The organism is Paenarthrobacter sp. AMU7 (assembly GCF_041200195.1).
GTDB lineage: Bacteria > Actinomycetota > Actinomycetes > Actinomycetales > Micrococcaceae > Arthrobacter.
In genome coordinates this window covers 1,323,485-1,341,573 of the sequence record NZ_CP165735.1, presented here as the reverse complement: position 1 = coordinate 1,341,573, position 18,089 = coordinate 1,323,485, and the positions used below count along the sequence as shown (strand labels likewise).

The 18,089-nt window shown below is 64.3% G+C and carries 21 protein-coding genes; 10 read left to right on the top strand and 11 right to left on the bottom strand.

Annotation, left to right across the window (positions count from 1 at the left end; genetic code table 11):
* Positions 1-68 precede the first annotated feature (68 nt).
* Both ABQM86_RS06290 and ABQM86_RS06285 read right to left on the bottom strand, forming a co-directional pair.
* Positions 69-524, bottom strand: a complete 456-nt coding sequence (locus tag ABQM86_RS06290) for an SRPBCC domain-containing protein (RefSeq protein WP_354512606.1) — start codon at positions 522-524, stop codon at positions 69-71.
* A 51-nt stretch (positions 525-575) separates the two neighbouring features.
* Positions 576-1,583 (bottom strand): AraC family transcriptional regulator, encoded by a 1,008-nt coding sequence (locus tag ABQM86_RS06285; protein WP_369746184.1) that lies wholly within the window; start codon positions 1,581-1,583, stop codon positions 576-578.
* 80 nt (positions 1,584-1,663) lie between these two features.
* On the opposite strand from ABQM86_RS06285, the gene ABQM86_RS06280 reads away from it, so the two are divergent.
* Positions 1,664-2,119 carry a DUF1772 domain-containing protein gene (locus ABQM86_RS06280; RefSeq protein WP_369746183.1) on the top strand — a complete coding sequence of 152 codons (456 nt, stop codon included), beginning with the start codon at positions 1,664-1,666 and terminating at the stop codon, positions 2,117-2,119.
* On the opposite strand, the gene ABQM86_RS06275 is transcribed toward ABQM86_RS06280, so the two are convergent.
* Positions 2,116-3,480 (bottom strand): MFS transporter, encoded by a 1,365-nt coding sequence (locus ABQM86_RS06275; RefSeq protein ID WP_369746182.1) that lies wholly within the window; start codon positions 3,478-3,480, stop codon positions 2,116-2,118. The genes ABQM86_RS06280 and ABQM86_RS06275 overlap by 4 nt on opposite strands.
* A gap of 180 nt (positions 3,481-3,660) precedes the next feature.
* On the opposite strand from ABQM86_RS06275, the gene phnD reads away from it, so the two are divergent.
* The 5 genes from phnD to ABQM86_RS06250 are packed head-to-tail and all read left to right on the top strand — an operon-like array spanning position 3,661 to position 7,588.
* Positions 3,661-4,563: a phosphate/phosphite/phosphonate ABC transporter substrate-binding protein gene (gene phnD / locus ABQM86_RS06270; RefSeq protein ID WP_369746181.1), complete on the top strand. Its 903-nt coding sequence runs from the start codon at positions 3,661-3,663 to the stop codon at positions 4,561-4,563.
* Between the two features lie 5 nt (positions 4,564-4,568).
* On the top strand, positions 4,569-5,369 hold the full coding sequence (gene phnC / locus ABQM86_RS06265) for a phosphonate ABC transporter ATP-binding protein (RefSeq protein ID WP_369746180.1): 801 nt from the start codon (positions 4,569-4,571) through the stop codon (positions 5,367-5,369).
* The gene (phnE, locus tag ABQM86_RS06260; RefSeq protein ID WP_369746179.1) at positions 5,338-6,201 is read left to right on the top strand and encodes a phosphonate ABC transporter, permease protein PhnE; all 864 of its coding nucleotides are present in this window, start codon (positions 5,338-5,340) and stop codon (positions 6,199-6,201) included. Before phnC ends, phnE begins: the two co-directional genes overlap by 32 nt.
* Before the next feature lie 9 nt (positions 6,202-6,210).
* Positions 6,211-6,978 (top strand): tyrosine-protein phosphatase, encoded by a 768-nt coding sequence (locus ABQM86_RS06255; RefSeq protein WP_369746178.1) that lies wholly within the window; start codon positions 6,211-6,213, stop codon positions 6,976-6,978.
* Positions 6,971-7,588, top strand: coding sequence for a TetR/AcrR family transcriptional regulator (locus ABQM86_RS06250; RefSeq protein ID WP_280627246.1), 618 nt, complete (start codon positions 6,971-6,973; stop codon positions 7,586-7,588). The genes ABQM86_RS06255 and ABQM86_RS06250 overlap by 8 nt, the downstream gene beginning before the upstream one ends.
* Positions 7,589-7,593: 5 nt before the next feature.
* Here the strand turns inward: ABQM86_RS06250 and ABQM86_RS06245 are convergent, their stop codons facing one another.
* The gene (locus ABQM86_RS06245; RefSeq protein ID WP_207596675.1) at positions 7,594-8,331 is read right to left on the bottom strand and encodes a GAF and ANTAR domain-containing protein; all 738 of its coding nucleotides are present in this window, start codon (positions 8,329-8,331) and stop codon (positions 7,594-7,596) included.
* 265 nt (positions 8,332-8,596) lie between these two features.
* Here ABQM86_RS06245 and ABQM86_RS06240 point away from each other — a divergent pair, with 265 nt between their 5' ends.
* The gene (locus tag ABQM86_RS06240) at positions 8,597-9,010 is read left to right on the top strand and encodes a hypothetical protein (RefSeq protein ID WP_337339438.1); all 414 of its coding nucleotides are present in this window, start codon (positions 8,597-8,599) and stop codon (positions 9,008-9,010) included.
* Here the strand turns inward: ABQM86_RS06240 and ABQM86_RS06235 are convergent.
* Genes ABQM86_RS06235 through ABQM86_RS06220 form a run of 4 tightly spaced genes read right to left on the bottom strand, consistent with a single transcriptional unit; the run spans position 9,007 to position 12,955 of the window.
* Positions 9,007-10,026 (bottom strand): LacI family DNA-binding transcriptional regulator, encoded by a 1,020-nt coding sequence (locus ABQM86_RS06235; protein WP_207596674.1) that lies wholly within the window; start codon positions 10,024-10,026, stop codon positions 9,007-9,009. The two genes, ABQM86_RS06240 and ABQM86_RS06235, sit on opposite strands and share 4 nt — an antisense overlap.
* Before the next feature lie 24 nt (positions 10,027-10,050).
* Positions 10,051-10,812 (bottom strand): cupin domain-containing protein, encoded by a 762-nt coding sequence (locus tag ABQM86_RS06230; protein WP_369746177.1) that lies wholly within the window; start codon positions 10,810-10,812, stop codon positions 10,051-10,053.
* Positions 10,799-11,821: a PmoA family protein gene (locus ABQM86_RS06225; RefSeq protein WP_369746176.1), complete on the bottom strand. Its 1,023-nt coding sequence runs from the start codon at positions 11,819-11,821 to the stop codon at positions 10,799-10,801. The genes ABQM86_RS06230 and ABQM86_RS06225 overlap by 14 nt, the downstream gene beginning before the upstream one ends.
* A 27-nt stretch (positions 11,822-11,848) precedes the next feature.
* Positions 11,849-12,955: a Gfo/Idh/MocA family protein gene (locus ABQM86_RS06220; protein WP_369746175.1), complete on the bottom strand. Its 1,107-nt coding sequence runs from the start codon at positions 12,953-12,955 to the stop codon at positions 11,849-11,851.
* Between the two features lie 200 nt (positions 12,956-13,155).
* On the opposite strand from ABQM86_RS06220, the gene ABQM86_RS06215 reads away from it, so the two are divergent.
* From ABQM86_RS06215 to ABQM86_RS06205, 3 genes are all read left to right on the top strand, one after another.
* On the top strand, positions 13,156-15,504 hold the full coding sequence (locus ABQM86_RS06215; protein ID WP_369746174.1) for a glycoside hydrolase family 3 N-terminal domain-containing protein: 2,349 nt from the start codon (positions 13,156-13,158) through the stop codon (positions 15,502-15,504).
* 64 nt (positions 15,505-15,568) lie between these two features.
* Positions 15,569-15,937 carry a hypothetical protein gene (locus ABQM86_RS06210; RefSeq protein ID WP_369746173.1) on the top strand — a complete coding sequence of 123 codons (369 nt, stop codon included), beginning with the start codon at positions 15,569-15,571 and terminating at the stop codon, positions 15,935-15,937.
* A gap of 13 nt (positions 15,938-15,950) precedes the next feature.
* Positions 15,951-16,451: a GNAT family N-acetyltransferase gene (locus ABQM86_RS06205; protein ID WP_369746639.1), complete on the top strand. Its 501-nt coding sequence runs from the start codon at positions 15,951-15,953 to the stop codon at positions 16,449-16,451.
* 122 nt (positions 16,452-16,573) lie between these two features.
* Here the strand turns inward: ABQM86_RS06205 and ABQM86_RS06200 are convergent, their stop codons facing one another.
* From ABQM86_RS06200 to ABQM86_RS06190, 3 genes are all read right to left on the bottom strand, one after another.
* Positions 16,574-16,699 carry a hypothetical protein gene (locus ABQM86_RS06200; protein WP_369746172.1) on the bottom strand — a complete coding sequence of 42 codons (126 nt, stop codon included), beginning with the start codon at positions 16,697-16,699 and terminating at the stop codon, positions 16,574-16,576.
* A 1-nt stretch (position 16,700) separates the two neighbouring features.
* Positions 16,701-17,177, bottom strand: coding sequence for an SDR family NAD(P)-dependent oxidoreductase (locus ABQM86_RS06195; protein WP_369746171.1), 477 nt, complete (start codon positions 17,175-17,177; stop codon positions 16,701-16,703).
* An 82-nt stretch (positions 17,178-17,259) separates the two neighbouring features.
* Positions 17,260-17,949: a hypothetical protein gene (locus tag ABQM86_RS06190; protein WP_280627228.1), complete on the bottom strand. Its 690-nt coding sequence runs from the start codon at positions 17,947-17,949 to the stop codon at positions 17,260-17,262.
* Between the last annotated feature and the right edge of the window lie 140 nt (positions 17,950-18,089).

The following is an 18,089-nucleotide window of genomic DNA, read 5'->3' as shown; positions in this document are numbered from 1 at the left end:
TAATTAACTGACTTAACTCAATTATGAGTTCACTCAGTTATTTAGTCAAGGGGGCCCCGCCTCTGACGTCAGTCGGTGTTCTCGGCGGCAGCTTTCAGGTCGGCGGCGAACTGTTCAAAGCTGGCGTCGAACGACGGAATCTTGCTGGCGAACAGCGGAAATATCGGCCCGCCGATGCGCTCGTTCATCTCGAACAGGGTTCCGCCGCCGTTGGTTTCCGTGAGCGTGTACACGCGGGTTCCCATCGCGTCACCCCAGGCCAGCCGGCTGGTGGGCTCGAACTCCTTGACCTTGAGCTTGAACGTGCGGTTGGGATCCAGCGTGGAGACCAGCTGGATGGTGGATCCGGGCTTAATGTCGCCGTCCACCGAAACGATGGTGGAGTTCCACCGCGGATAATCCGACGCCGTGGTCAGCAACGTCCACACGGTGGCCGGGCTGGCGTTGACGGTGGTGGACACCTGGGTGGTGCGGCTGAACGTTTTGCTGACGGTGGTGGCAATTCCATCGGGACTGGGTGACATGGTGTTCCGCTTTCTCCGAAGTGCACGGTTGTTGGCCGTCTCCTTCAGATGCTACATTTCGCGACGCTCACCGGTGCCGGTTCCCGCGGATGATTTAGCTGCGCCTTCCGTTCTGCCGTTTGCCGCCTGCGCGGACCGCCGGTAGCCACTTGGGCTGACGCCATATTCACGCGAAAACGCGGCACTGAACGTGAACGCATTGCTGTAGCCAACCTCCTCCGCGATGACTGCAGTAGTGGTATTGCTGGAGGCCAACCTGTCGGCAGCCAGCGCCAGCCGCCAGGCGCTGAGATAAGCCATGGGGGACTGCCCGACGGCGGCACGGAAGCGGGCGGCCATGGTGGCCCTGGAGACGTGGCACCTGAGCGCCAATCCGGCCACGGTCCACGGCGCCGCCGGCACTTGGTGAAGCAGTTCGAGAGCCTGCGCAACCACTGGTTCACGGGATGCCTTTGCCCACGTTCCATGGGGCGCGTCTCCCCGGTCCACGCAGGCACGCACAAGGTTCAGCAGGAGGAGATCCAGCAGCCGGTCCAGCGCACTTTCCTGCCCCGGCCGTTGATGGGTGAGTTCGCGTTCCAACATTCCCAACAGACCGCCGTCGAGGTCTTCTTCCCCAAAGACCGCCACCCTGGGCAGCACTGACGTGACCAACTGGCCCACGGCCGCCGGCGACTGGTACGTGCCGATCAGCAGGACTGTTTCACCGACGGCACTGTTGCCCCACGTCAGCACACCCCGGGAAAACGCGAGCTCCAACTTTTCGCCCCTGGGGGTGCGGCAGGACTGGTCTGGATCGATGACTACCGTGGGTTCCCTGCCGGGAGCATCAGCAACGACATAGGGTTCCGGCCCACGGACTGTCGCCGCCTGGCCCTGCCGAAGGAGTTGAGGTTCAGCGCCTTCCGCAGTGATCCACGATCCCCCGCGCACCACGACGATCACCGTCAGGGCGGCCTGGTCCTGAACGTCAATGGCGAAGGGCGGATCCATCACCACGCGGAGGGCAAATGCCGCCTGCGCCCGAGGACCGGTGAGGAACTGCGACAGTGGGTCCATGCGGCCAGCTTAGACGTCCGCGTATGAAAAGTGGATCCCTGACCATTCATCGTCCACTTCGGGGAAGGCAGGCTTGAGGCATGACAACTTTGAGCACCTGGCTTCCCGTAGCAGCCGGAACGGGTTCGGCCCTGGTGGGCGGCTTCTACTTCGCCTTCTCCACCCTCGTGATGCCGGCCCTTCGCCACCGGCCAGCGGGTGAAGCGGCCACCACCATGAACTCCATCAACCAGAAGGCTGTAACCCCGCCATTCATGGTCTTGTTCTTCGGCTCGGCCGCCGCCTCCGCCGGCGTGGTGGTCGCCGCCGTCGTCGATCCCGGAAGCCAGCCTCCGCTCCGGGTGGCAGGCGCCGCGGCCTGCCTGGCTGGATTCCTCTCCACCATGGCGATCAATGTGCCGCTCAACAACCGCTTGGCCCAAGGCTCCAGTCAGGATTGGAGCCAGTTCCTGCGGGGCTGGGTTCCGGCCAACCACCTGCGCGCCGCCCTGTCCATCGCGGGCGCGGCGGCGCTGCTGATTCCGCCGAATCTCTAAACAGCGGGTTTTCGCCACATGACAGCCAGCACCAGCACCACGGCGCTCAGACCCAGCATCACCAGGACCATGATTCCCCAGTTCGCCTGGTTCACGCCCGGGCCGTAGAGGACACCGATCAACACGGTGGCCGTGATGGCTCCGAGGTAGCGGCAGGTCTGGAAGATTCCGGCGGCCACTCCCCTTTCTTCGGGACGGGCTGACACGTACAGGCCCTGGTTGGAGGCAGTGCTCACCACGCCATAGGGAACGCCCATCAACGCAGTCAGCGCGAACACCAGCGGAGCCCACAGCGTCATGGTCAGGAAGCCGAGCGTTCCCGCAGCAACCGTCAGAATCAGGACTCCGGTGATCAGGACGGAACGTACGCCGAACCGCTCGATGAACCTTACCGTCAGTGGCGTCACCACCACCGACAACGCCGCAAGGGGCAGCATCAGCAGGCCGACCACACCGGCGTCGTACTGTCCAGCTTCCTGCAGCAGTTGCGGCAGGCCGAAGAACGCTAAGTAATAGACGCCGCTGAACACGACGAAAAGCAGGTAGACCAGCAGCAGCGGTCGGTTCCGGCCGAGCAGGCGCAAGTCCAGGAACGGCGGCTGGAAGCGCAGCTCACGCCAGGCGAAGAGCGCTCCGATCACGGTGGCGGCGCCCAGCAGGTACCAGCGGTATCCCGGCATGACATTGAGCAGGGCCATCATGGCGAGCATCAGCGAGGTGACGAACGCGACGATGCCGGGGATGTCGGAATCGCGGATCAGTTGGCCGAGCTTGCCGGTCTCGCGGCCGGAATCGACCGGCGCCACTTTGTAGACCACGATCATGGCCAGCAAGGCGATGGGCACGTTGATGGCGAACAACGCCTGCCATCCCACCAGGCTCACCAACAGCCCTCCCACTACTGGTCCGACGGCAGCGGCCGAGGTGTTGGCCATCTGGATCCGGCCCAAAGGCCGCGTCGACGGCAGGTTAGCCAGCCGGCTCAGTTCGGTGACCATCACGACGGCGGACGGGTACGCCGTCGCGGTCCCCACAGCCATGAGCGCGCGGGCCACGCAGACCAGCGCGAAATTGGGCAGGAACGGTGCGATGGCGCAGGTGACCGCAACCAGGGCCATGCCGAACATGAACAGACGCCGCGGACCGAAGCGGTCGGCGAGCCGGCCCATGAGCGGCTGACCTGCGGCGGACGCGAGGTAGAACGAGGTGATCACCCAGGTGACCGTGGCGACGTCGAGCTCGAAATGCTCCCGCAAAACCACCAGTGCGACGGCGATCATGGACGAGTTCAGCGGATTCAGCGCCGTCCCGAGACTCAGCGCAGCGATCGCGAGGCCGGGGCGGGGTTTGTTGACGGTCACCCGCCTAAGTCTGCTCCATGGTTGCCTAGGGTTACGAAACGGGGCCACAGGGCGGACTTTCCAGGCAGGCGCAAACAGTTAACCTTCCCGCCATTTCAAGTACGGCAGTCTCGTAATTCCGATTCAGATACTGCTGGTTTCGTAATTACGTCACCCCAACACATGACGGAAGGCATCACCATGCACGCTCGTGCAGGCATCATCGCAACTTCGTTCATCGGCCTCCTGGCCATCGGCGCACTCGCTGGCTGTTCCGGAGACGCCAACGCCGCAGGCGCCGACAACAAAAGCAGCACCGAGCTCGTCTTCGCCACTCCCCCAGGCACCGACGATCCCGACGAACAAGCCATCATGACCGACCTCGCCACCATGGTGGGCGACGCGTCAGGCCGCACCGTAACCAACCTCCAGCCCGCCGACTATCTGGGCGTCGTCGAAGCTGTCCGCAACGGATCCGTGGACATTGCCGTCCTCAGCCAGTTCTCCGCAGCGCTCGCCTACAAGACCGACAGCGTGGACCCGCTCCTGGTATGGCCAGCCAGCACCGAACCTGCCAGCTTCTGCCTGGCCCGGAAGGACAGCGGCATCCAGTCCGCGGCCGATGTGAAGGGCAAGCAGGTTGCCTTCATCGACCCCGGCTCCACTACCGGCTACTTCATGCCCAAGTCACTGCTGGCCAAGGCCGGCCTCACGGACGGCACCGACTACAAGAGCACGTTCGCCGGTTCGCACGACTCCGCAGTCCTGGCCCTCGCGAACGGCAACGTGGATGTTGCCTGCACCGCCCGCCAGCTGTACCCCACGTTTGTGCAGAAGGGCGTCATCAAGGAAGACGAGATCGGAGTCATCGCCAAGTCGGACCCCATTCCCGTCGGCATCTCCATCGTGGTGCGCAAAGGCCTGGATAACGAAGCCCGCGAAGCCCTCAAGGCCAAGCTCCCTGCCCTGATGACCGGCAACGAGAAGGTGTCCAAGACCTTCGGCATCACCGGCGAACCCACGGCCGACCCGGAATTCAGCACGTACGCACCCCTCGTGGACGTGGCCGAGTCCATCGGCGTGGACCTCCAGGACCTCCGATGAGCCTCATGTCACCAACAGAAAGCACGACGGCGGCACTCGCCCCGGCCGGGTCGCCCACCGTCCGCGCACGTCGCTTGCGGGTCCAGTACGGCGAGCAAGTTGCCTTGGCCGGGATCGACCTGGACGTCTACCCGGGCGAAGTCGTGGCGCTGCTGGGCCACTCCGGCTCGGGTAAATCGACGCTCATGAAGACCCTCACCGGGATCGCCCCCTTCACTGCTGACGCACTGGAAGTCGCCGGCCGCTCAGTAGCCCAACAGAACTCGACCGGCCTGCGCGAGCTGCGATCCGACGTCGGATATGTCTTCCAGCACTTCAATCTGGTGCCGCGGCTGACTGCCCTCACCAACGTGCTGACCGGCGGACTGCACTCGGCAGGGCCGTTGAACATGCTGGGCACGTTCAGCAGGGCGCAGCGGACCATGGCGTTGGAACTGCTGGACCGCGTGGGCCTGGCGCACAAGGCCAAGCAGCCGTGCCGGAGCCTGAGCGGCGGTGAGCAGCAGCGCGTCGCAATTGCCCGCGCCTTGATGCAGCAGCCGCGCCTGATCCTCGCCGACGAACCCGTCGCTTCCCTGGACCCGCGGCTCGCCGGCACCATCCTCGGACTGCTCCGCGACATCGCCCGCGAGGAACAGATCCCCGTGATCGTCAGCCTTCACGTCGTGGGTCTCGCACGCCGCTACGCCGACCGCGTCCTGGGGCTGCACTCCGGTGAACTCGTCTTCGCCGGCCCCGCCACCACCATCACCGAAGAGGAGGTGCACCAGATTTATGGAACAGACACTGAGCTCCTCGAAAACTGAAGCCCCCGCAGATGCATCCAAGACCATCAATACCAGCCTCCCTGAAGCCGACCGCCTCCGGCTTTCCCGCCCCTTCGGCCTCCCCACGCCACGCGGCGCTGCGCTCTGGGTGATCGTCGCCGTCGTGCTGGTCTGGGCCGGTATGGGCGCCGGGTTCAACCCCGACAAACTCCTCAGCGGCATCCCCAACATGGGCAACTTCCTGGGCCGCCTTTTCCCGCCGACGTTCGACAAGTTCGGCATCATCATCAAGCTGCTCGTCGAAACCCTGCAGATGGCTTTGGTGGGCACAGTCCTCGGCGCCCTCGCATCGCTGCTTCTGAGCTTCGGCGCGGCCAGCAACATCGCCCCGCGCTGGGTTTACACCTCCTGCCGGGCGGTGCTGAACGTGTTGCGATCCGTCCCGGAGCTCATCTTCGCGCTGATGTTCGTCTCGGCTGTTGGGTTGGGTCCGTTTGCCGGCATCCTCGCAATCGTGCTTGGCTCAGTAGGATCCATCGGCAAGGTGTACGCCGAAGCCATGGAATCCGTGCAACCCGGGCCGGTGGAAGCACTGACCGCCGTGGGCGCCAACAAACGCCAGATCATCAGCTATGCCGTCCTCCCCCAGGCTGCGCCGCTGCTGGTCAGCTATACGTTGCTCCTCTTCGAAGGCAACGTCCGCGGTGCCACGATCCTCGGTTTGGTGGGTGCCGGCGGCATCGGCTTGGAGCTTACTACCGCAATGCGCATGTACGATTACGGACACCTCTGCGCCATCATCATCAGCATCGTCGTGCTGGTCACCATCATCGACCGGGTCAGCGCCTTCATCCGCGCCAAGCTCAGCTAGGACTCTCTTGTGGAAACTTTGGATCTCTCTCCCGTCAACCTGCGCGACCTTGGCGGCCTGCCCGTTTCCGGCGGTACCACCCGTCCCGGCGTACTGCTCCGCAGTGATGATGTCTCGGTGATGCCGGCGGCTTTCGCCCAGCAAATGATCGACGACGGCGTCACCTCGGTGATCGATCTCCGCTCACCGGAGGAAGCACTCTTCACCGGGCGGGGCCCGTTGACTGTACCGGGCGTAAGCTACCACCACCTTGCGTTGACGGCGTCGGTTTCATCGCCGGAGGACATCAGCCACGAGATGATGACCTCCGCCACTACTCCTGCACATGTGGGCGCTTGGTACGCCAACCTGCTCGAGACCCAGGCCCGGCAGCTCGCCCTCGGCGTGACGCTGGTAGCCATGGCCGACGGCGCCACCGTCTTCCATTGCGCGGCCGGCAAGGATCGTACGGGAGTGTTCGCCGCCGTCGTGCTGTCAGCATTGGGCGCTACGCCGGAAACCATCTCCGCCGACTACGCCGTGACGGCCACCCGCCTGCCGCAGCTGTTCCCCCGGCTCCGGGCGATCATGGGTGGTCTCATGCCGGACCGGGTCCTTGACGAGGAAGCCATCAAGGGCATGGGCGCCATGATGGGCGCCCATGTGGAATCCATGGAGGCGATGCAGAAGGTGCTGATCGAGCGGCACGGGAGTGTGCTGGAGCCTGTGCGGCGTGCCGGGCTGTCGGACGCGACCATAGAGCAGTTGCGTGAGCGCTTGGTGATTGCCGATGCCTGACACCGCCGCCGTTGCGGATCGCCGGCCGGGCAGGCCGCGTGACACCGCACTGGAGTCCACCGTCCTTTCCTCCACAGTGGAGCTGTTGCTTGAACGCGACACGCGGGACGTCACCATCTCAGCGATTACCGAGCGTTCAGGCGTGAGCCGGGCCGCCCTGTACCGTCGCTGGAGCAGCCGCGAAGAGCTGATCGCCGCGGCTTTGGACAGCGTCCGGTCCAGCATCGGCTTCCGGCGAAAGGACACCACACTGGAGACGATCCTCGCCTCGTATGAAGAAGCAGCGATCGACGTCGACGGCCGCGTGGGCGCGCTGGTGAAGAAGCGTGTGGCCATGGGCCTGGAGAACGATGAACTCCGTGCGTTGTCCTGGAACCGCCACGTCTCCCGGCGCCGCGAACCGATTGCGGCGGAAATCCGCCGCGGAATTTCCGCCGGTGAGCTGGCGCCGGACGTGGATGTGGAGGCGATGATCGACCTCATCAACGGGCTGTACTACTACCAGTTCGTGGTGCGGCCTGCAGGTTCCGATGCCGCGTCCATCGCTGAAACCCGGGAGCGTGTGCGCAACGCCGTGAAGCTGGTGTGGGACGGGGCGTTGCGGCGGTAGGGCCCCTACTCCTCGAAGTGCGTGGTGATCTTTCCTGACGAGACGGCCGCGATGATGGACTTCGCCAAGTGCCGCAGCTTGATGTTGCGGTTGCTGGACGCGGTGCGAAGGATGGTGAAGGCCTCTTCCTGGCTGCACTTGTTCTGCGCCATGATCGCTCCGACAGCGAGGTCGATCACGGTGCGGGACTGCATGGCTGCCGCGAGGTCGTTCCGGGCATCGCTGAGTTGCGCGATCTTCAGGGCGAGGCGCAGCGACTTCGAGGCGTGCGAGGCGAAGACCTCTGCATGCTCCACGTCGGAGTCACTGAACGCATTTGCCCGCTCCGAGTAAAGGTTGAGGGCAGCACGTGTATCGCCCTCCACCAGAAGCGGGACACTGAGGATTGACCTCAAACCCTGGTGCGATGCAGCTTCGACGTAGTCCGGCCAGCGGTGCTCACGCAGGAGGTCCGGCACCAGGACGGAAGTCAGCTTGTCCATGGCCGTGAGGCAGGGGCCCTCAAAGTCGTTTTGAAGCTCGTCCATCACGCGGGCACGGTCGTCACTGCTGGCCGCGGTAGCGGACTTCTTACGGCGCAGGACGGTGATACCGCAGAAGACGGTGGAGTCAGGATGCGAGAGGCTTTCGGCTGAGAAAGCCGCTAAATCGCTGAGAAAAGCCTCTACATCTTCGCTGCCCAGGACGAGATCTAAAAAGTATCCATTCTGGAGAGCTTCCTGCTCAGGGCGGGGGTTGACCATGCACGTTCCTACTGACTGAAATGCGTCCCCAGCAGACAGCAAAGGAGCGAAAAGGGCCGCCCTCTGCAAAACGGTCTGGCAATACCTTATCGCCCAACGATCAACGGTACAAAGTGCGGCGCGTAAGGTCCTGACCTGCGGCGACGCAACCCAAAAGGAGCCACTTTGTCAACCCCGGTACGGGTTTCACATCACCGAAAAAGTAAGTAGGCTTACTATGCAATCGGGTCCGGCACACGGGCCTTTCGTGCAAAGGAGTTATCTGATGGGCGTAGAAGACAGCATCCGCAAGGCAACCGAAAACGCGATGGAAGACCTGGCCGGCACGTCCGATCCCGTGGACGACGGCCACGTCCCCGAGCCGGGCAAGAAGGACGACGACATCCAGGTCCATTCGTCCATCAGCGAGGGTTCCAACGCCATGGACGAGGACCTTTCTCCGGAAACCAACTCCAAGGGCCGCCACCGCGGGCCCGGAGAACCAGACGCCGGCACCACCTCACGCCGGACAGGGTCCGACGGCGACACCCGCCAAGCCAGCGAAACCGACGACGACGTTCCGGCGGCCCCGGGAGACGTCCCGGGACCGGCGGGGTTGCCCGACGGCGATCCCGACGACCTCCGCGCAGACCCCTCAGAGGGCGGCGGGGATCCGTCCACGAGCATGGGCCGGGGCTAAGAAACAGGAGCCGTCGAGCCCCTCACCACCAGCTCCGTTCCCAGCTCGATCCGCTGCGGCAACTCCTCGTCACCCTCGAGGTGCCGGAGGAGCGCGCGCATGGCGGTTTCAGCCATCTGCACCACAGGCTGGCGGACGGTGGTGAGGCCGGGTTCGATCCATTCCGCAGCGGGGATGTCATCGAAGCCGATGATGGAGAGGTCCTCGGGAATACGCAGGCCAGCCGAGCGCGCGGCACGGTAGGCGCCGAGAGCCTGGGCGTCGTTGCCAGTAAAGATCGCGGTGGGCTTGTCTGCCAGGGAAAGCAGAGCCTCGGTCCCCCGTGCCCCGGATTCGGTGGAGAAGTCGCCGGGCACCATCAACGACGGATCAACGTCCACGCCGCCTCGCCGCAGCGCAGCCAGATACCCGTCCTCGCGTGCACTGCTGCACTGCAGATCCTCACGGCCACCGATCATGCCGATCCTTGTGTGGCCAAGCTTCAACAAATGTTCTGTGGCCGAGAACGCACCGTCCCAGTTGGCGGCACCCACGGTCATGAGATCCGGTCCCGGCTGCCCCACGGGGTCGATCAGGATCACCGGAATGCCGAGCGACTTGATGCGCTGAATCTGCTTCGAGTCCAGTTCGTACACGGCGAGCAGCACGCCGTCGGACTTCCGCTCCGCAAGGTTCGCCAGCCACGGGCGGATCCTGGACCCGTCCAGCGACAGGCTGCTGACCACAGTGCCGTACCCGGCTTCCTGGGCGACCCGTTCCACGCCTTCGATGATCTCGCACGCCCATTCAGAGCCCATGCCCGGGAACACGAGGTCGATGAGCCCGGCCTTCTTGCTGCGCTTGGCGGGGCGGCGGGCGTAGTCACGCTTGGCGATGATTTCTTCGACCCTTGCGCGGGTGGCTGCCGCGACGTGGGCATGGCCGTTAAGGACTTTGGAGACAGTGGGAACGGAAACGCCGGCCTCCCGGGCGATCTCGCTGATCGTCGCCCGTCCCGAGTCCTGCTTGGTTACCATGGTCCCCACCTTCCCGGCCGGGAATCACGTCCCGGCGATGACAGTTTCGGAAAGTTCCCACGCCTGGATCCGACCGCACATGCCGTAGATCCTGCGGGTTTTCCGTTCGCCCATCGTAGTCCTCGCGTCCTGCATGTAGAAACTTTCCATGGACTCGAGAGACAGCAACTGCTGCCCTGTCAGGGTGGCCTGCCGCTCTGCGCCGTCCGTGAGGTACCCGCGCCACGTCCCGGCTTTCCCCTGTACCAATCGCGCGGCGGCAGCGTAAAAGTCGGCGAGCGCAGCGGCCCCGGATTTTTGGACTGCCGTTTTCAGCTCCAGATAACCCTCCAACGCCAGGTCACGACGGCGACGCGCGGCCGCCTCCGCAGCCGCGTCACCGCCGTCGGCGTTCTTCGACAGCAGCGCGGCGGCGCGTGCGTACGTCTCGTGATCCACCAGGTGCCTTGGCGGGAAGGTCATCACGGCGTCACCGTTCTCGGGGAGCCCGGCGTTCTGCATCACCACCAGCACCCTGAGGTCGCCGGAGTCATTGATGGCGCGATGCACCGTACCCGGCGTAAACCAGACCACCGTCCCGGGTGCCAGCGGCGTTGAGGTGAAGCCGCGGGAATCCAAGGTCTCCAGGCGGCCGAAACCCTGCTGCACCACGTACGCCTCAGTGGACGCAGTGTGCAGGTGCGGGGAGCCTCCGGCCGCGCCATCCAGCCCGGGCCAATCGTAAATGCTGACCTCGGAAACCGCAGTGGCTCCCGGGAACGATGTGCACATCTCAGGCCCAGGCATCCAGTGCAGCTTTGGCAGCGTCCGCGAGCGCAGCTGCCTTTTGGTCTTCCAGCGCCCCGTCAGCAATCACGACGGCGTAGCGGTACGTCAGCGGCTGGCCCTCCTTGAGCGGGACTACTTCGCTGAAGAACGGTGCCGAGCCGAGGCAGGCAAACATGGACGAGCGGGCGAACCACTGGTTGGACGCGCCAGGGTTGGCCTGGTCCTCGACGAACAGGATGCTGGACTTCCGGCAGGTGACGTCGTGCTGGCCGGTAAAGGCGATCCACGGAGAACGGGTGCCCATGAATTCGTCGGCACCGGTCCCCTTGTCGGATCGGAACTGGCCGCCGGTGAAGGACCTGGGTCCGCGCCAGAACAAGCCGCCATACCCTGCGTTGTCGCGGCCCTCGGTAGTGGGGCTGCCGATTCCGATCTCCGCACCGGAGACGTTGTCCATGGTGGTTTCGAAGAGCAGAGCCCACGCGTTTCCGGTGGCGAGCAGTTGGATGGCGAAACGGCGCTGTTCCCTGATGAGGGGTGTGCCGGCCTGCCCTTGTGTGGCCGGCTGGGTTTCGGCAGGTTGGGTTTCGGCAGGTTGGGATTCGGCAGGCTGGGCAGTCCACAGCAGCGATTCCGCTGCGGTGATCCCCGTCCCGAGTTCTTCGATGCTGGTGAAGGCCTCGTGGTTCATGGCCCCGTTGTTGTCCAGGTTCGAGTAGCCGGTCTCGCGGGTGTACGTGGCTCCGCCCCAGAAATTGTGCTCGCCCACGTTCGGCAGGGCCCACGACAGGCCCTTGTGCCACACGTGATCCCACGGCCTGGAAATAGTGACCTCGTCTCCCTCCAGTGTGGTGAGGGGATGGAAAAAGGGGCGGGGGCTTTCGTACTGGTCGTCTGTGGGACGGTACGTGTACGTCGCGATCTGCTGGTCTCCGACGGTGAACGTCAAGGAATGGCCGTTGTCGGTGTAGCTGACGGTTTCGGTCAGGGTGGCTTGGGCTGTGGTGGTCTGGGCTGTGGTGGTCATGTGGGGTCTCCGGTTCGGGTGTGGGCTTCAGGCGCGGGCTGTGGAGGCCAGGACGCGGGTGCCGCGACCTTCACCGTCCATGCCCTCGTAGAAAGCGTGGCCGGGGACGATGTCCCCGCGCCGCACGGGGTGGCCGGTAAAGGCCGAGGCGTAAATCGCGGCAGCGAACTCCAGTGTTTGCCGGGCAGAGTCCGCGTCGGCTGGTAGCGGCAGTCCGGCGTCGAGCGCGTCATACATCGCCAGGAACTGGGCGGAGTGTCCACTGCCCCGCTCCAACGGCTTTGCGCTCCAGGCGGCAGACACGGCGTCTTCGTGTCCGGGCGCGGCCGTGATGGTCCAGTCCTTGGTGCCGTAACCGTAGAGGTGGCTGAGTTCGATGGTGGCGAATTCGCAGTCGACGCGGATGTCCGAGGTTTCCCTCGGCGAGAGCAGCGAGTTGATGACCGTGGCGGCGGCGCCGTTCTCGAAGCGGACCAAAGCAGCGGAGAAGTCTTCGGTGGACGTGGCGCGGGCTTGCCGGGATGCGATGGCGGTGACCTCCTCCCACGGGCCGAGCAGGTGGAGGAGAAGATCGAACTGATGGATGCCGTGGCCCATGGTGGGTCCGCCACCCTCGGCCTTCCAGGTGCCACGCCAAGGGAGGTCGAAGTACTCATCGGGCCGGTACCAGAGCGTGTCGCAACGGGCCACGAGCGGACGGCCAAAATCGCTGCCCCCGATCAGGGCCCTGGCGGCAGCCGAAGCGTCACCGAAACGGTGCTGGAAGACGCACGAAAACTGGGCCCCGCCCTGTGTTTGCGCGTCGTCGAGGCGATCGAAGTCGGCCAGGCTGAGCGCCGGCGGCTTCTCGGACAGGACATGGACGCCGGCTTCGAGGCACTCAATAGCTTGGTCGATGTGCATCATGGGCGGCGTGCAGAGGTGCACGATGTCCGGTTTCGACTCTGCCAGTAGCTCGGTGAGGCTCTGGTAGCGGCCGGCAATGCCGTGGGCATCAGCGAAGGCCTGCAGGCGGATTTCGTCAACATCGCACGCGGCCACCAACTCCGCCCTGTGATCGGTCCGGGCCAGGTTGGACGCGTGGACTGCCGCGATCCCGCCAGCGCCGACGATGGCCACTCTGTAGGTGTGCATGGTTCTCCGATGGTGGTTTCATTTCCGAAAGTTTCTTATTTTCTCGCGAGGCCGGCCGCGCCTTTGGACGCACTGCTTCCGCCTCAGTCCTCAACGCTATGAAGATGCCGCGGATGAAGTCAAGGTTTTTCTACTATGGAAAGTAATTGGATATTTCTGATAGTTTCTAAAAATCATCTGCAGAATCCAAGGAGAAGCCTGTGAGCACCGGCGCCGCCGATCAGCAATCACTTGCCCGCGTTCCGGCGTCGGCCGTCGTAGAGCACCTCATCAGCGAAATGACACTGGAGGAGAAGCTCGCCCAGCTGGTGGGCGTGTGGGTCAATGCCTCCACCGACGGCGATTCCGTGGCTCCGCTGCAAAGCCAGATGGCGGGAGACGCCCGCTCCTGGGATGACATCATCGCCGACGGACTCGGGCAGATCACGCGTATGTACGGCACCGTTCCGGTTGACCCCGCTGAGGGCGCGCACCGGCTGGCGGCCGCGCAGGAGCAGATCATGGCCGCTTCCCGCTTCGGCATCCCCGCGCAGGTCCACGAGGAATGCTTGGCCGGGCTGGCCGCGTGGAAGGCAACGGCTTTCCCCGTTCCGCTCGCGTGGGGCGCCACCTTCAACCCTGGCTTGGTACGGGAGATGGCAACCCGGATCGGTGCGGGTATGCGGTCTTTGGGCGTCCATCAGGGCCTGGCCCCCGTCCTGGACGTGGTGCGGGACCTCCGTTGGGGTCGCGTGGAAGAAACCATCGGCGAAGACCCGTATCTGGTAGGCACGGTGGCCACAGCGTACGTGCAGGGCCTGGAATCCACCGGCATCGTCGCCACCCTCAAACACTTCGTGGGCTACTCAGCCTCCCAAGCCGGCCGTAACCACGCGCCCGTCTCCATGGGCCCCCGCGAACTCGCCGACGTCATGCTGCCGCCGTTTGAAATGGCGATCCGCCACGGCGGTCCCCGCTCGGTGATGCACGCCTATACCGACGTCGACGGCGTACCAGCCGCCGCGAACCGCGCCCTGTTGACGGGGCTGCTTCGTGAGGAATGGGGCTTCACCGGGACCGTGGTGGCTGACTACTTCGGCGTCGCGTTCCTGGACGTCACGCACGGCGTGGCCGCAGACTCCGGTGACGCTGCAGTGCTGGCCCTGAGCGCGGGCGTCGACGTTGAACTTCCTACGGTGAACTGCTTCGGTGAGCCGCTGCTGCGTCGCATCCGCGAGGGTGCGTTGGACGAGTCCGTGGTGGATGACGCCCTGCGCCGCGTCCTGAGGCAGAAGGCGGAGATTGGGTTGTTGTCGCCGGACTTCTCCCCTGTCCCCGAAGCGATGTCCGGTCCAATCGACCTTGATCCGGCGGAGAACCGGGCATTGGCGCGTGAGCTGGCCTCCCAGTCCCTGGTGCTGTTGAGCAACCGGGAGTTCGATGGAGCTCCGGCGTTGCCACTGCCTGTCGCGTCGACCGGTTCGCTGGGTGTTGTCGGTCCGCTGGCTGACGATCCCTTCGCGATGCTTGGGTGCTATTCCTTTGACGCGCATGTTGGAGCTTCACATCCGGACGTGCCGATGGGAATCTCGGTTCCGTCCGTGGCCGGCGTTGCTTCCGGACTGTTCGGGCCAGTGGCTACCTCGGTCACCGGAAACTGCGAGGCCGCCACTGAGGAGCAGATCGCCGAAGCCTGCCAGGTGGCGTCCTCCGTGGACACGTGCGTGGTGGTGGTTGGCGACAACGCTGGCCTGTTCGGCCGGGGTACGTCCGGCGAAGGTAACGATGCCGCCGACCTTCGCCTTCCCGGCGACCAACACCTCATGCTGGACCGCATTCTCGCTGAGTGCGCAGATTCGGGAACGCGCACCGTGGTGGTGGTCCTCAGCGGGCGCCCCTACGCGCTGGGCGACTTCGTGGAGCGTGCCGACGCGATCGTCCAAGGCTTCTTCCCAGGCGAAGAAGGAGCCGAGGCGCTCTGGGACGTGCTCACCGGCGTCGTCAATCCGTCCGGAAAACTGCCCGTATCAGTGCCGCGCTCCCCCGGCGGCCAGCCCGGCACGTACCTGCATTCGAAGCTCGCTGGACCCTCAGGGGTAAGCGCCCTGGACCCCTCGCCGTTGTTCGGTTTTGGGCATGGCCTGTCCTACACAACGATGGAGTTGTCGGAGCACCAATGCAGCGCACCCACCATGTCGACGTCGGATTCGGTCACCCTCAGCTGCACCGTTACGAACACCGGTCCCCGGGGTGGCGCAGAGGTGGTGCAGCTGTATCTGTCAGATCCGGTGGGCGAAGTGGTCCGTCCCCTCCGTGAGTTGATCGGCTACGCCCGCGTCGAGCTGGAAGCCGGCGCGTCCGCCGTCGTGGATTTTATGGTTCACGCCGACCGGACCTCTTTTACCGGCCTGGACCTTCAGCGGGTGGTGACGCCGGGTTTGGTGAAGCTGCACGTCTCGACGTCCAGCACCGCTGACGCCCACACTCATGAAGTGATCCTTCACGGGCCGCGCCGTGTGGTGGGGTTCGAGCGGGAGATGCTGACGCCGGTGGAAGTGCGGCACGGATAGATATCGTTGTGGGTCCCTGCAGCGGATGCTAGGTTCGATTGATTCGTCTGATGTGGGGGGACCATTGAACATATTGAAGCTGGTTAAGGATCTGCCGAACCCCCAAAGAACCATCATGGTTTGGTATCTCGTTTTGGCCGGAGTGTGCTTCGTGGGGATGGTAGTGGCTGCGTTTTACGGCGGGGCCGGCCGCGCAACGCTGATCTCGTGGATATCACTGGGAATCGGATTTCTGGCGTTCGCTTTCGGCCTCATTCTCGCAACAAACTATCGTGGCTCAGCCCAGGTCTATGCCTCCATGTTCAAAAGCCTGAGAATAGGCCCGATTGAATACTCAGCCACGCCATTCTCGACAGCCAAGTTTCTTAGGATCTTTGGCGCAGTGTTCTCGGCGATGGCCGCATTGGTCACACTCTTGACGCTGACGAACTAACCACAGGTATGTGATGCTCCCCCACCCGACAGCCCGGCTGCGCTTCCGCGAGATGACACTCTCTGATCTGGACGTGATGAGCTCAATGCTCGGCGATCCCGACGTGATGACCTACTACCCCTTCCCCAAAACCCGTGACGAAGCAACTGCCTGGATCGAATGGACCCAGGCGAACTACGCGCGCCACGGGTACGGGTTGTGGATTGTGGAAACACACGACGGCGACTTCGTGGGCGACTGCGGGCTGACCTGGCAACAGGTCAACGGGCGGTCCGAACTCGAGGTCGGGTACCACGTCCGCCGAGAACTTCAGGGACGCGGGTATGCCTCGGAAGCGGCGCTGGCGTGCCTGGAATTCGCGCGCGACGTGGTGGGGGTTGGTCTGCTCGTGGCCATCGTCCACCCGGACAATGCCGCATCACGCCGAGTAGCTGAGCGGCTGGGGATGCGGCACCTCGAGGACGATCTGGGCGGATCTGTGGTGCGAACAGTGATGGGCGTGGAGCTGGGCTAATGCGCGTACCGTCCCCACCCACTTTGGCTGCAGGCAGGCCCAAAATCAGTCGATATGGGTTGCACATCGGCCTAACAGTGGTCAAAGAAGGTCATGAAGGCACAGCCTGATGTTGGGCGCCGCTACCAGGCGAGGTCGGCCGCCCCGAGTGAGACGAAGCGCGGTGATGTGCTGTCACCGGAATCAACCAGTTCCCGCAACTCTCGGGCCGCGACCCGCGGATCCTTGGAGGCGTCAGACTGCCCCATGTCAGTGGCCCAGCTTGCCAGGGTGAACCGCCCAGCAGCGGACCCTGCCAGCAAGGTCGTGGGCGAGGGAAATGGTCAGCATGTTCTGCGCAGCCTTGGAGATTTTGTACGCGTAGCTCGTGGAGAGCTCCGAGTAGTCACCCCGTGCCTGCGCCGCCATCGAACCCAGGCGGGACGTGACGTTTATGATCACCGGATCCGGTGCGGCCAGCAGGTTCGGCAGGATGGCCTGCACCATACGCAGGGGTCCAGCGACGTTGACGTCGACGGCGTTGAGAACGCCTTCCGCTGCTATGTCACCGGGTTCGGCGTGCTGAGCCCCCTGGGCAGCATTGTTGATGAGTACGTCAACGGATCTGCCCCCGATGGCTGACAGCAGCTCGTCGGATGGCTGGTGCCGGACATCCTGGGTGACCGCGGTGACATGCTGTCGGCCGGCCCACGTGATGGGGTGCGCGTGACTGCGACAACCGCCCAACCGGCGTCGGAGAATTCCTCCACCAACGACTTCCCCAGACCGCGGCTGGCACCTGTAATGACGGCGAGCCTTCTGCGTGGCGTCAAGCGAACCGCACGTCCGTGTCCGGGTCCTTGCGGGAATCCAACATGCTGATGATCTTGCTCTCGAGCGCGGCAACGGTCGCCTCCGGCAGCACGATCAGGCCATCGAGTTCCTTGCGTGCCCGCTTGTAGGCGGTTTGCCGTTCGGCAGGGGTGGCGGCAGTGTCTTCGGCGATGCGCAGCAGCTTCCTTGCGGTCGCAAGTCGTTGCCGTTCGGGGCCACTGAAGTTGCCGTCCTTGATGCGCCGGGCCTCCCGCTCGGCGACATCGAAAGCGAGTTCGTAACTGTGGACAGCTGCGCGGTACTCAGCCAGCCGGGCCGGCGTCGAAATCTCTTCAGGAGTGGCGGGCCGCAAGCCGTCGGCCTCTTTCTTGGCGCGCAGGAACGCGACGGTGAGCGGCTCGCGCACGTCAGTCATGAGGGGGAAGTCAATAAGGTTGCCGACGTCGAGCTCGTAATCAAGCCATCTGTGGTTCACCGAATCATGCGCGTCAATCAGCGAGACTACCTCGGCCTGGTTGGCCTCCTCGTGCACTGCCAACTGGTTCTTCAACTTCAGCAATTCCACCTTGCGGCGGTGCCGTTCCTCGCTGGCTTTCGACCACGACCTCGCCCAGCCACCAGCCATCCCGCCGATAGGGAAAATGAGCCACCAGTAACTGCCAAGGAAGTCGAAGAGAGGTTCCACTGCTCCATCCTCCCACCGGCCCGGACCGGGGCTCAACAGGACTGGCCAAGTTGGCTACCTTGTGATGGTCAGTGGCTTCATCGGCTCCGCACAAGAGGCTCTCTCAAGCTCCGCCTCACCCTGGTTCGCCCGGTTGTTCG

Coding starts and splice junctions, on each gene's coding strand:
- ABQM86_RS06290 (WP_354512606.1), bottom strand. CDS start 524: ATGTCACCCAGTCCCGATGGAATTGCCACCACCGTCAGCAAAACGTTC.
- ABQM86_RS06285 (WP_369746184.1), bottom strand. CDS start 1,583: ATGGACCCACTGTCGCAGTTCCTCACCGGTCCTCGGGCGCAGGCGGCA.
- ABQM86_RS06280 (WP_369746183.1), top strand. CDS start 1,664: ATGACAACTTTGAGCACCTGGCTTCCCGTAGCAGCCGGAACGGGTTCG.
- phnD (WP_369746181.1), top strand. CDS start 3,661: ATGCACGCTCGTGCAGGCATCATCGCAACTTCGTTCATCGGCCTCCTG.
- phnC (WP_369746180.1), top strand. CDS start 4,569: ATGTCACCAACAGAAAGCACGACGGCGGCACTCGCCCCGGCCGGGTCG.
- phnE (WP_369746179.1), top strand. CDS start 5,338: ATGGAACAGACACTGAGCTCCTCGAAAACTGAAGCCCCCGCAGATGCA.
- ABQM86_RS06250 (WP_280627246.1), top strand. CDS start 6,971: ATGCCTGACACCGCCGCCGTTGCGGATCGCCGGCCGGGCAGGCCGCGT.
- ABQM86_RS06245 (WP_207596675.1), bottom strand. CDS start 8,331: ATGGTCAACCCCCGCCCTGAGCAGGAAGCTCTCCAGAATGGATACTTT.
- ABQM86_RS06240 (WP_337339438.1), top strand. CDS start 8,597: ATGGGCGTAGAAGACAGCATCCGCAAGGCAACCGAAAACGCGATGGAA.
- ABQM86_RS06235 (WP_207596674.1), bottom strand. CDS start 10,026: ATGGTAACCAAGCAGGACTCGGGACGGGCGACGATCAGCGAGATCGCC.
- ABQM86_RS06230 (WP_369746177.1), bottom strand. CDS start 10,812: ATGCCTGGGCCTGAGATGTGCACATCGTTCCCGGGAGCCACTGCGGTT.
- ABQM86_RS06225 (WP_369746176.1), bottom strand. CDS start 11,821: ATGACCACCACAGCCCAGACCACCACAGCCCAAGCCACCCTGACCGAA.
- ABQM86_RS06220 (WP_369746175.1), bottom strand. CDS start 12,955: ATGCACACCTACAGAGTGGCCATCGTCGGCGCTGGCGGGATCGCGGCA.
- ABQM86_RS06205 (WP_369746639.1), top strand. CDS start 15,951: ATGCTCCCCCACCCGACAGCCCGGCTGCGCTTCCGCGAGATGACACTC.
- ABQM86_RS06200 (WP_369746172.1), bottom strand. CDS start 16,699: ATGGGGCAGTCTGACGCCTCCAAGGATCCGCGGGTCGCGGCCCGAGAG.